Source organism: Burkholderia alba, from assembly GCF_034721475.1.
GTDB lineage: Bacteria > Pseudomonadota > Gammaproteobacteria > Burkholderiales > Burkholderiaceae > Burkholderia > Burkholderia alba.
The window spans coordinates 1-11,436 of record NZ_JAWJWL010000061.1; the positions used below are offsets into that span (position 1 = coordinate 1).

The window sequence follows — 11,436 nt, forward strand, 5'->3', positions numbered from 1 at the left end:
AAGATGCGCCGGCGGGATCTGCAGATCGGCCTGATCAAGGCGCTGGGCGGCGGTTTCGACGCCACCGGCACGCGGCTCGCCGCGCCGCAGACGGCTCAGGCCGCGGCCAGCCCGCAGGCGTCGAACTGAGCGCCCGCCTCGGCTACCCGAATACCCGATACCTGATACTCGATACAAGACGGAGAAACTCGCGATGAGCGAACCCCAACACACGCCCGAGGCGGCCGAACCGCAGGAAGGCGGCAAGCGCAAGCGCATGATGACGCTGCTGATCCTGGTGATCGCGATCGCGGCGATCGCCTACGGCTTCTACTACTTCCTCGTCGCGCGCTTCCACGAAGAGACCGACGATGCCTACGTGAACGGCAACGTCGTGCAGATCACGCCGCAGGTCACGGGCACCGTGATCGCCGTGAAGGCCGACGACACGCAGTCGATCAACGCGGGCGATCCGCTCGTGCTGCTCGATCCCGCCGATGCGCGCGTCGCGCTGCAGCAGGCGGAAGCGAATCTCGCGCAGACGGTGCGCAAGGTGCACGGCCTGTATGTCGACGACGATCAATACCGCGCGCAAGTCGCACAGCGCCAGTCCGATCTGTCGAAGGCGCAGGACGATCTGCGCCGCCGGCTGGCGGTCGCACAGACGGGCGCGGTGTCGCAGGAGGAAGTCTCCCACGCGCGCGACGCCGTGAAAGCCGCGCAGGCGTCGCTCGACGCGACGCAGCAGCAGCTGGCCGCGAATCTCGCCCTGACCGCCAATACGACGATCGGCTCGCACCCGGACGTGCTGGCCGCGGCGGCGCAAGTTCGCGACGCCTATCTGAACAACGCGCGCAACACGCTGCCCGCGCCGGTCGCGGGCTACGTCGCGAAGCGCTCGGTGCAGGTCGGCCAGCGCGTCTCGCCGGGCACGCCGCTGATGTCGGTGGTGCCGCTCGGGCAGATCTGGGTCGACGCGAACTTCAAGGAAGTGCAGCTCGATCACATGCGCATCGGCCAGCCGGTCGACGTGACGGCCGACATCTACGGTTCGTCGGTCACCTATCACGGCAAGGTGGTCGGCTTTTCCGCCGGCACGGGTTCGGCGTTCTCGCTGCTGCCCGCGCAGAACGCCACCGGCAACTGGATCAAGGTGGTGCAGCGCCTGCCGGTGCGGATCGCGCTCGATCCGCGGGAGCTGGCGAAGCATCCGCTGCGCATCGGCCTGTCGATGCAGGTCGACGTCGACATCAAGGACGAAAGCGGCAGCCAGCTCGGCAACGTCGCGAACACCGCCTATGAAACCGACGTGTTCGCGAAGTACGGCGACGAGGCGGACGCCGAGATCGCCCGCATCATTGCCGCGAACGCGGGCGGCGCGCGCACGGCCGCGGCGTCTCCGGCGGCCTGAGCCACGCGCCTGCCGCTTTCTCCTTTTCTACGCACGCCGCCATGTCTCAGACTCCTTCCACCCGCCCGCTCACGGGCGGGCAGCTCGCGCTCGGCACCCTGGCGGTGTCGCTCGCGATGTTCATGAACGTGCTCGATTCGTCGATCGCGAACGTCGCGATTCCGACGATCTCGGGCGATCTCGGCGTGTCCGTCGACGAAGGCACGTGGGTCATCACGATCTTCGCCGCGGCCAACGCGATCTCGATTCCGCTGACCGGCTGGCTCACGCAGCGTTTCGGGCAGGTGAAGCTGTTCGTCAGCTCGATCCTGCTGTTCGTGTTCGCGTCGTGGCTGTGCGGCATCGCGCCGAATCTGCCGACCCTGCTCGCCGCGCGGATCCTGCAGGGCGCGGTCGCCGGGCCGCTCGCGCCGCTGTCGCAGGCGCTGCTGCTCGGCGCGTGGCCGAAGCAGAAGTCGTCGACGGCGCTCGCGCTGTGGTCGATGACGGCGCTCGTCGGGCCGATCGCCGGGCCGTCGCTCGGCGGCTGGATCACCTACGACTACAGCTGGTCGTGGATCTTCTACATCAACATCCCCGTGGGGATTTTCGCGGCGGGCGTCACGTGGGCGATCTTCCGTCATCGCGAATCGGCGATCCGGCGCCTGCCGATCGATCTCGTCGGGCTCGCGCTGCTGGTGATGTGGGTCGCGTCGCTGCAGATCATGCTCGACAAGGGCAAGGATCTCGACTGGTTCAATTCGCCGGTGATCGTCGCGCTCGGCCTCGTCGCGCTCATCGGCTTCGCGTTCTTCATCGTGTGGGAGCTGACCGAGAAGAATCCGATCGTCGACATCCGGCTGTTCAAGCAGCGCAATTTCGCGGGCGGCACGATCGCGATCTCGGTCGCCTACGGGCTGTTCTTCGGCACGCTGGTGATCCTGCCGCAATGGATGCAAGGCTATCTCGGGTACCGCGCGGTGGACTCCGGGCTCACCACGGCGCCGCTCGGGGTGTTCGCGGTGCTGCTGACGCCGCTGATGGGCCGCATCCTGCCACGCTCCGATCCGCGCATCATCGCGACGATGGCGTTCGTCAGCTTCGCGTTCGTGTTCATGATGAGAACCCGCTTCATCACCGATATCGACCAGTGGAACCTGATTCTGCCCACGCTGCTGCAGGGCATACCGATGGCGATGTTCTTCGTGCCGCTGACGTCGATCATCCTGTCGGGGCAGCCGCCGGACAAAATCCCAGCCGCCGCGGGGCTGTCGAACTTCGGGCGGACCTTCTGCGGCGCGGTGGGCACGTCGCTGATCGGCAATGCATGGAACAACCGCACGGTGCTGCACCATGAGCGGCTCACCGAGCAGGCGAACGCGACCAATCCGCTGTTCTCCCAGCAGATCGATGCGACGCAGTCGATGCTGCACCTGAACACGGGGTCCGCGCACGCGCTGTTCAATGCGTCGGTGGACAGCCAGGCGGCGGTGATGGGGCTGAACGACATCTTCTACATCTCCGCCGTGATCTTCATCCTGATCATTCCGCTGATCTGGATCACCAAGCCGTCGAAGGCGGGCGGCGCGGAGGCGGCGAGCGCGGCGGGCGCTCATTGATGCGCGGGCCGGGGCGCCGCGCTGCACGCGCGCGGCGTTCGGGCCGGGATGCAGGATACGGCTGACTAGGCGACGACACCCGGGAGGGACGAGATGGGCCTGCTGATCGAAGGAACCTGGCACGACCAGTGGTACGACACCGCGGCGACCGGCGGCCGCTTCGTGCGCAAGGAGGCGGCGTTCCGCCACTGGGTCACCGCCGACGGCGCTCCCGGGCCGAGCGGCGACGGCGGTTTTACGGCCCAGGCGGGCCGCTATCACTGTACGTGAGCCTGGCGTGCCCGTGGGCGCACCGGACGCTGATCGTGCTCGCGCTGAAGGGGCTGGGGCGGATGATCGACGTGTCGGTCGTGCACTGCTGATGCTCGGCGACGGCTGGACCTTCGACGACGGGCCGGGCACGGTGCCCGACACGGTCAACCATGCGCGCTACCTGCGCGACGTGTACACGGCGGCGGAGCCTCGCTACACCGGCCGCGTGACGGTGCCGGTACTGTGGGACAAGACGCGGCGCACGATCGTGAACAACGAATCCTCCGAGATCGTCCGGATGCTGAACGGCGCGTTCGACGCGCTCGGCGCGACGCCCGGCGACTTCTATCCGCAGACGCTGCGCGCGGAGATCGACGCGCTCAGCGCGCGGATCTACGACACGGTGAACAACGGCGTCTACAAGGCGGGCTTCGCGACAACGCAGCAGGCGTACGACGAAGCGGTGGCACCGCTGTTCGATACGCTCGACTGGCTCGAAGCGCGTCTGGCGCGCTCCCGCTACCTGACGGGCGGCCGGCTGACGGAAGCCGACATCCGGCTGTTCACGACGCTGGTGCGCTTCGACGCGGTGTATGTCGGGCACTTCAAATGCAATCTGCGCCGGATCGCGGACTATCCGAACCTGTCCGGGTACACGCGCGACATCTACCCGTTGCCCGGCGTCGCGCGGACGGTCGATTTCACTCACATCAAGCGGCATTACTACGAAAGCCACCCGGCGATCGATCCGACCGGCATCGTGCCGCGCGGGCCGGTGCTCGACCTCGACGCGCCGCACGGACGCGAACGGCGGTAGGCAGCGGCGGCGCTCAGAACAGTTCGCGCAGCCGGTAATAGAGCATGCCCAGCGCCAGCGCCGGCCGCCGCCAGCGCGGGCCGCCGGGAAAGCGCCGATGGCGCAGTCCGGCGAACAGGTCGAACGCGCGGCGTTCGCCGGTGAGCGCCCGCGCGGCGGCGCGCCCGGCGATGCCGGTGAGCGCGACGCCGTGCCCGCAGAAACCTTGCAGATACAGGTAGTTCGGATCGATCGCGCCGAAATCCGGCGCACGGTTGCGCGTGACGTCGACGAAGCCGCCCCACGCGTAATCGATGCGCGCGTCGGCCAGTTGCGGAAAGACGTCGAGCATGCGCGCGCGGATCGCGGCGCTCAGTGCGCTGGCGGATGCGCCGGGAGACGCGGCGCGTCCGCCGAACAGCATTCGGTGATCGGCGGACAGCCGGTAGTAGTCGAGGATGAAGTTGGTGTCGCAGACCGCCTCGCGCCGTGCGATCAGCGCGTCGGCGCGCGCGGTGCCGAGCGGTTCGGTCGCGATGATGTACGACGCGACCGGTGCGATGCGCGCGGCGATCGCGGCGGGCAGCACGCCGCCGGGTCCGGCGTTGCAGCACGCGACGACGAAGCGGCAGCGCACCTCGCCCCGCGGCGTGCGCACGACGGGACGCGCGCCGCGCGTGACGCCGACGGCGGGCGAGTGCGAGAACAGCAGCGCGCCTTCGCGGCGCGCGGCGTCGGCGAGCCCCAGGCAGTACTTGAGCGGGTGCAGATGTCCTGAGAGCGGATCGTGAACGCCGGCCAGGTAGCGCGCCGACGCGATGCGCGAGCGAATCGCGTCGGTGTCGAGCCAACCGAGCGACGGGTGGCCCCAGCGCGACGCGGCCGCTTCCATCCAGTCGCGCAGCTCGGGCACGAGGCGCGGCTTCGTGGCGACCGTCAGATAGCCCGACGTGAAATCGCAGTCGATTCCGTAGCGTTCGATCCGCTCGCGCACCAGCGCGACGCCGTCGATCGACACCGCCCACGCGGCGCGCGCGCCGTCGACGCCGAGCTGCCGTTCGAGTTCGTGGTCTTTCGCGAAACCCGTGATCATCTGCCCGCCGTTGCGGCCCGACGCTCCCCACCCCGGCCGCTGCGCATCGAGCACGGCAACCGACAGGCCTTGCGCGCGGCACTCGAGCGCGGTGGACAATCCCGCGAAGCCCGCGCCGATCACGCAGACGTCGACGTCCAGCGCGCCGTCGAGCAGCGGATCGCCGGCGTCCGGGCGCGCGGCGCTTGCTTCGTAATACGAACCGAGGGCCAGGCTGTCGGCCAGGCGGGTGAAGTCATCGGTCATCGGCGTGTTTCCTGGCCCGTGCGGCGGGCGCGATCCGGTTCGGGGCGAGCGGGGCGGCGGCGCCCGCCGGCGCGGCAAGCCGCGCGGCGGACGCGGGCGGCCGGCGTCAGAACGAATAGATGAACTGCGTCGCGAGCAGGTCGTTCGATTTGCTGTACGACCCGTCGTTGCGCAGGAACACCTTGTTGTTCGCCCAGTCGTGCCGGTATTCGACCTTCACGGTGATCTGCTGGGTCGGATAGAACAGCAGATCGAGCGCCACGTCCTGGCGGTTCGAGCCCTTGCATTCGAACCCGAGGCCGCCGCTCGCCTGCGAATTCGCGAGGCAATCCGCGCCGATGCCGAAGCCGTCGGACGGATCGCGCCCCTGGCCGTTCAGCCCGATGCCGCCGCCGCCGCCGCCGTTCTTGCTGTCGACCAGCAGATCGTAGCGCAAGGTCGCGCCCATCCGGCCGACCACCGGCATCGTGAATTTGCGGTGCGCGAGCAGCGACAGACCGTACCACTGCGCCTGGCCGCCGTTGAAGGCCGCGTTCTGCTGCTGCCCGTAATCGACTTCGGCGTTGTACTGCACGTCCGCGAGCGTATACGTGAGGTCGGCCTCGCCGAAGAAGAACGTGCCGCCCGAACTGGGCGACTGGCCGCCCGGACCGTAGCGGAACACGCCGGGGATCGGCGCGCCGTTCGCGTCGGTCGCCTGCGCCGACGACAGCGTCTGCCGGCCGATGTTGAGCGAGCCGCCGACGTCGAGCGCGCTCGACCACGTGTAATCGAGCCGCGCGGTGAAGGTCGGGATCTTGTTGCTCGTCGTGATCGGGTCGCCGAACGCGTTGGTGCCCGTCTGCGTGACCGAACCGGTCGTGCGGTACTGCTCGTTGCCGACGAAGAACTTCCACGCCCAGTTGCCCTTGGTGTAGTTCGCCCCGGCGCCGACATACGCGCCCGGATCGGAGAAGTCGTACAGCAGGTTGTGCGTGAGCGTGAGCATCTGGTTCGACTGCTGCACCTCGTAGCCGCCGAAGCTCGGGATCAGGCCGGCGACGAAGGTCGTCGTCGCCGTGATGGGCACGTTGACCACCGCCGTGTTCAGGATGTTGTTGCCGATGCTGCCGCGCGAGTTCTGCAGCAGCGAGATGCCGTTGCCGCGGTTCGGCATCAGCGTGATCTCGGCGGACGGCGCCATCGGCCCGACGCCGAAGGTCTTCTTGATGTCGAGGTACAGATCGCCGAAGGTGCTGTTGTAGTAGTTGTAGTTGCTTTCGTGATTCGCGAACAGGAATGACGACGTGCTTTGCGCGCGGTTGTACACGTAGGTCGGGTCGATATAGCCGGTGATCGACAGGCCCGAGATCGGCCCGGTGTTCGCCGCGTCTTCCAGCGAATCCACCTTCAGCTGCTGGTTGGCGATCTGCTGCTTCATCTGGTCGACTTCGTCGTTGCTCAGCCGGGCCGGCGCCCGGCCGTAGTCGGGCGACGATACGTCGACGGGCGCGGCGGCCTGCGCGGCGGCGGGCGCCGCGGCGGTCTGTCCGGCCTGCGCAGTCAGCGCGGATTTCAGCGATTTCACTTCCTTTTGCAGCGCGTTCAGCTGGGCCTGCAGCGCCTTGATTTGCGCGCTGGTCGAGTCGGCCAGCGCGACGCCGGGCAGCGAGCCGGCGACGAGCAGGCAGATGAGCTTCTTTCTCATGCCTCTTCTCCTGGTGGGTCGTATTGCGAAACAATCCGTCGTGCTCAAGCCGCGCGCAGCGACTTGCGCGCGGCCGCGGGCGCGGTATCGGTATCCGGCGGGTCGGCGGGCGTGGCCCACGCGAGCTGCAGGTCGCGCAGCCGGCGCTTTTCCCGGGCGTTCATCGACCGGTTCACGACGATCACGCCGATCGTCACGATCGTGATGAAGAGCGTCGCGAGCGCGTTCATTTCCGGGTTGAGGCCGAGGCGCACGCGCGAGAAGACGACGAGCGGCAAGGTCGTCGAGCCGGGGCCGGACAGGAACGCGGACAGCACCAGATCGTCGATCGACAGCGTGAACGACAGCAGCCAGCCGGACATCAGCGCCTGCGAGATCAGCGGCAGCGTGATCACGAAGAACACCTTGAGCGGCGTCGCGCCGAGATCGAGCGCGGCTTCCTCGAGCGAGCGGTTCAGCTCCTTCACGCGCGACTGCACGATGATCGCGACGTAGGACACGCACAGCATCACGTGGCCGATCCAGATCGTCACCATCCCGCGCCCCTTCGGCCAGCCGAACATCTGTTCGAGCGCAACGAACAGCAGCAGCAGCGAGATCCCCTGGATCACCTCGGGAATCACGAGCGGCGCGTTGATCATTCCGGCGTACAGCGTGAAGCCCCGGAAGCGGCCGAAGCGCGCGAGCACGAAGCCCGCCCAGGTGCCGATCACGACCGACGCGAACGCGGTGAGGAAGCCGATCTTCAGCGACAGCCACGCGGCGCTCAGCAGCTCGTCGTCGTCGAGCAGCGCCGCATACCACTTGAACGAGAACCCCGACCAGATGGTCACCAGCTTCGATTCGTTGAACGAGTACACGACGAGGCTGACGATCGGGATGTACAGGAACAGGAAGCCGAGCGTCAGGACCGCGACGGTCAGCGCGCGATTGGGGCGGGTCATCGCTTGGCCTCCATTTCCTTGACCTGGTAGTACTGGAACACGGCCATCGGCACGAGCAGCAGCATCACCATCGCGACCGTGACGGCGGATGCCATCGGCCAGTCCATGTTGTTGAAGAACTCGTCCCACATCACGCGGCCGATCATCAGCGTGTCCGCGCCGCCGAGCAGCTCGGGAATCACGTACTCGCCCACCGCCGGAATGAACACCAGCAGGCTGCCCGCGATGATTCCGTTCTTCGACAGCGGCAGCGTGATCGTGAGGAAGGTCTTCCAGGGCTTCGCGCCGAGGTCGTAGGCGGCCTCGATCAGCGTCAGGTCCATCTTCACCAGGTGCGCGTACAGCGGCATCACCATGAACGGCAGGTACGAATAGACCATCCCGATGTAGACGCCGAGATCGGTGTGATAGAGCCGGATCGGCTCGTGGATCAGACCGATCGACATCAGCGCGTGATTGAGCAGGCCGTCGTCCTTCAGGATGCCGATCCACGCGTATACGCGGATCAGGAACGAAGTCCAGAACGGCAGCATCACGCCCATCATCAGCAGGTTGCGGGTGCCGGGCTCGGTACGCGCGATGCAGTACGCGACCGGATAGCCGATCAGCAGGCAGAACACGGTCGATACCGCCGCCATCTTCAGCGAGCTGATGTAGGTCGCGATGTACAGGCTGTCCTGCAGCAGGAACGCGTAGTGGCCGAGCTGCAGCGCGAAGTGCACGACGCCGTCCTGGACGGTCGCGAGCTGCGTGTACGGCGGGATACTCATCTGCAGATCGGCGAAGCTGATCTTCAGCACCAGCACGAACGGCAGCGCGAAGAACACCGTGAGCCACAGGAACGGCACGCCGATCACGGTCGTGCGGCCCGACGGCACGAAGCGGCGCCATCCCGACAGCGGCGCGGAGGAGCGAATGACAGGAAGTCTCATGGTCGCCTCACTGGGTCAGCACGACGCCGCTCGCGGGCGACCACGACACGAATACGTCGTCGTCGCAGGCGGGCGCGTCGTCGCGCGCCAGCTGCGAGCTGGACAGGTTCGACACCACCGTCTTGCCGCTCGGCAGGCGCACGTGATACAGCGAGTAGCTGCCCATGTACGCGATGTCGGTCACGACGCCGCGCGCCCAGTTGTGCGGCGCGGCCGGACGTTCGCGGGACACGGCGATCTGCTCGGGTCGCACCGAGATGCCGACCGGCATCCCGAGCGGGCCCGTCACGCCGTGGCTCACATACATCCGCGCTTCGAGCGCCTCGCTCTCGACGAAGATGTAGTCGGGCTCGTCCTCGACGACGGTGCCTTCGAACAGGTTGGTCGAGCCGATGAACTCCGCGGAAAAGCGGCTGTTCGGATACTCGTAGACGTCGCCGGGCGTGCCGATCTGGACGATCTTGCCCTCGCTCATCACCGCGAGGCGATGCGCCATCGTCATCGCTTCCTCCTGGTCGTGCGTGACCATCACGCAGGTCACGTCGACCTTCTCGATGATGTTGACCAGTTCGAGCTGGGTCTTCTGGCGAATTTTCTTGTCGAGCGCGGACATCGGTTCGTCGAGCAGCAGCAGCTTCGGCCGCTTGACCAGCGAGCGCGCGAGCGCGACGCGCTGCTGTTGCCCGCCCGACAGCTGATGCGGCTTGCGCTGCGCGTAGCGGCTCATCTGCACCAGGTTCAGCACGTCGGCGACGCGCTCGCGAAGCTCGGCTTTCGGCGTGCGTTCCTGCTTGAGGCCGAACGCGACGTTCGCCTCCACCGTCATGTGCGGAAACAGCGCGTACGACTGGAACATCATGTTCACCGGCCGCTTGTACGGCGGCAGGTCGGCGAGATCCTCGCCGTCGACGAAGAGGCGGCCGGAGGTGACCGCCTCGAAGCCGGCCAGCATCCGCAGCAGCGTGGATTTGCCGCAGCCCGAGCTGCCGAGCAGCGCGAACAGTTCGTTTTTCCGGATCGTGAGGCTGACGTTGTCGACAGCAGTGCTGTCGCCGAATTTCTTCACGACGTTGTCGATGCGGACGAACTCGTCCGACTTGACGCGCGGGGGCTGCGGCGCGGAGGGCAGCGCGCTCGCGCTGCCGGTCAGGGTCGATTTCATGCTGTCACCTTCCTGTCTCGGGAAACGCGGGCGTGAGCCGGCCCGTGCCGGGCGCGGGATGCGACTCGGCAGAGGGGGCTGCGACCGGTTTCGGGTGCCGCGCGTCAGCGCGGACTGGCTTCGGCCCGCCCGGGCGGCGCGGGTGGTGCGCGCGTCGCCCGGGCGGGGTGTTCAGGCATCAATGTCCTGTCTTGAGTTGCGACCACAAGCGGTTTTCGAGGCGCAGGATGTCGGCCGGCATCGGACGCATCAGCGTCATCTTGCGCAGCACGTCCTCGGGCGGGTAAACGGTCTGGTCCTGCGCGACCGCCGGTATCACGTACGTATGCGCGGCCTTGTTCGCGGTCGGATAGAACACCTCGTTCGTGATCGCCGCGTTCACCTTCGGATCCTCGATGTAGTTGATCCACTTCATCGCGGCTTCCGGATGTGGCGCGTCCTTCGGCACGACCATCACGTCGAACCACAGCAGGCCGCCTTCCTTCGGATTCGCGAAACGGATCTCGTACGAACGCTTCGCCTCCTGGGTCCGGCGCCGCGCGATGCCGACGTCGCCGGACCAGCCGAGCGCGACGCAGATGTCGTTGTTCGCGAGATCGTTGATGTAGCCGGACGAATTGAACTGCGTGATGTACGGCCGGACTTTCTTCAGCACCTCGAACGCGGCCTGGTAGTCGGCGGGGTTCGTGCTGTTCGGGTTCTTGCCCATGTATTGCAGCACGGCCGCGAACACGTCGACGGCCTGGTCGAGGAACGATACGCCGCAGCCCTTCAGCTTCGAGAGGTTCGCCGGGTCGAACACCAGCGACCAGCTGTCGACCGGCGCGTTCGCGCCGAGCGCCTTCTGCACGGCCTGCACGTTGTAGCCCACGCCGTCGGTGCCGAACGCCCACGGCACGCCGTACTGGTTGCCCGGGTCGGCGTCGGCGATCATCTTCATCAGCACGGGATCGAGGTTGGCGAGGTTCGGCAGCTTCGATTTGTCGAGCTTCTGGTACACCCCCGCCTGGATCTGTTTCGCCATGTAGTTCGACGTCGGCACGACGATGTCGTAGCCGGCGCTGCCCGCGAGCAGCTTGGCCTGCAGCGTGTCGTCGCTGTCGTAGTTGTCGTATTTGACGTGGATGCCGGTCTGCTTCTCGAAGTTCGGGATCGTGTCCTTCGCGATGTAATCGGACCAGTTGTAGACGTTCAGCTCCTCGGCGCCCGACAGCGCGGGCGCCGACAGTATCGCGAAGCCGGCCAGCGCGGCCAGCGTGCCGCGAGCCATTGCATGACGAAGATGACGGACACTCATGGTTTTCTCCTGGGGGTGAGAGTGGGCGGCGGGCGCCCC

The 11,436-nt window shown here is 67.1% G+C and carries 8 protein-coding genes and 1 pseudogene; 3 read left to right on the forward strand and 6 right to left on the reverse strand.

Going from position 1 to position 11,436, the window contains the following annotated elements; translation table 11 throughout:
* Window positions 1-193: 193 nt before the first annotated feature.
* The 3 genes and pseudogenes from RZR99_RS31230 (at window position 194) to RZR99_RS31240 (ending at window position 4,057) form a co-directional block, all read left to right on the forward strand.
* A complete protein-coding gene (locus RZR99_RS31230) occupies window positions 194-1,390 on the forward strand; it encodes an EmrA/EmrK family multidrug efflux transporter periplasmic adaptor subunit (protein WP_323123594.1) in 1,197 nt (398 codons plus the stop codon).
* A gap of 41 nt (window positions 1,391-1,431) precedes the next feature.
* On the forward strand, window positions 1,432-2,988 hold the full coding sequence (locus tag RZR99_RS31235) for a DHA2 family efflux MFS transporter permease subunit (RefSeq protein WP_323123595.1): 1,557 nt from the start codon (window positions 1,432-1,434) through the stop codon (window positions 2,986-2,988).
* Window positions 2,989-3,081: 93 nt separating this feature from the next.
* Window positions 3,082-4,057: pseudogene (locus RZR99_RS31240) on the forward strand (glutathione S-transferase family protein).
* 13 nt (window positions 4,058-4,070) lie between these two features.
* Here the strand turns inward: RZR99_RS31240 and RZR99_RS31245 are convergent.
* The 6 genes from RZR99_RS31245 to RZR99_RS31270 all read right to left on the reverse strand — a co-directional run bounded on the left by RZR99_RS31245 (window position 4,071) and on the right by RZR99_RS31270 (window position 11,397).
* A complete protein-coding gene (locus RZR99_RS31245; protein ID WP_323123596.1) occupies window positions 4,071-5,375 on the reverse strand; it encodes an NAD(P)/FAD-dependent oxidoreductase in 1,305 nt (434 codons plus the stop codon).
* Between the two features lie 106 nt (window positions 5,376-5,481).
* Window positions 5,482-7,062 carry a DUF3138 family protein gene (locus RZR99_RS31250; RefSeq protein ID WP_323123597.1) on the reverse strand — a complete coding sequence of 527 codons (1,581 nt, stop codon included), beginning with the start codon at window positions 7,060-7,062 and terminating at the stop codon, window positions 5,482-5,484.
* A 44-nt stretch (window positions 7,063-7,106) separates the two neighbouring features.
* Entirely contained in the window at window positions 7,107-8,006 is a 900-nt protein-coding gene (locus tag RZR99_RS31255; protein WP_323123598.1) for an ABC transporter permease subunit, read from the reverse strand.
* Window positions 8,003-8,938, reverse strand: a complete 936-nt coding sequence (locus RZR99_RS31260) for an ABC transporter permease subunit (RefSeq protein ID WP_323123599.1) — start codon at window positions 8,936-8,938, stop codon at window positions 8,003-8,005. Before RZR99_RS31260 ends, RZR99_RS31255 begins: the two co-directional genes overlap by 4 nt.
* Before the next feature lie 7 nt (window positions 8,939-8,945).
* Window positions 8,946-10,100 carry an ABC transporter ATP-binding protein gene (locus tag RZR99_RS31265; protein WP_323123600.1) on the reverse strand — a complete coding sequence of 385 codons (1,155 nt, stop codon included), beginning with the start codon at window positions 10,098-10,100 and terminating at the stop codon, window positions 8,946-8,948.
* Between the two features lie 178 nt (window positions 10,101-10,278).
* Window positions 10,279-11,397, reverse strand: coding sequence for a polyamine ABC transporter substrate-binding protein (locus tag RZR99_RS31270; protein WP_323123601.1), 1,119 nt, complete (start codon window positions 11,395-11,397; stop codon window positions 10,279-10,281).
* Window positions 11,398-11,436: the final 39 nt, after the last annotated feature.

Bases quoted from the DNA above. Each gene is read 5' to 3' on its own strand.
- RZR99_RS31235 (WP_323123595.1), top strand. From the start codon at position 1,432: ATGTCTCAGACTCCTTCCACCCGCCCGCTCACGGGCGGGCAGCTCGCG.
- RZR99_RS31245 (WP_323123596.1), bottom strand. From the start codon at position 5,375: ATGACCGATGACTTCACCCGCCTGGCCGACAGCCTGGCCCTCGGTTCG.
- RZR99_RS31230 (WP_323123594.1), top strand. From the start codon at position 194: ATGAGCGAACCCCAACACACGCCCGAGGCGGCCGAACCGCAGGAAGGC.
- RZR99_RS31250 (WP_323123597.1), bottom strand. From the start codon at position 7,062: ATGAGAAAGAAGCTCATCTGCCTGCTCGTCGCCGGCTCGCTGCCCGGC.
- RZR99_RS31265 (WP_323123600.1), bottom strand. From the start codon at position 10,100: ATGAAATCGACCCTGACCGGCAGCGCGAGCGCGCTGCCCTCCGCGCCG.
- RZR99_RS31270 (WP_323123601.1), bottom strand. From the start codon at position 11,397: ATGAGTGTCCGTCATCTTCGTCATGCAATGGCTCGCGGCACGCTGGCC.
- RZR99_RS31260 (WP_323123599.1), bottom strand. From the start codon at position 8,938: ATGAGACTTCCTGTCATTCGCTCCTCCGCGCCGCTGTCGGGATGGCGC.
- RZR99_RS31255 (WP_323123598.1), bottom strand. From the start codon at position 8,006: ATGACCCGCCCCAATCGCGCGCTGACCGTCGCGGTCCTGACGCTCGGC.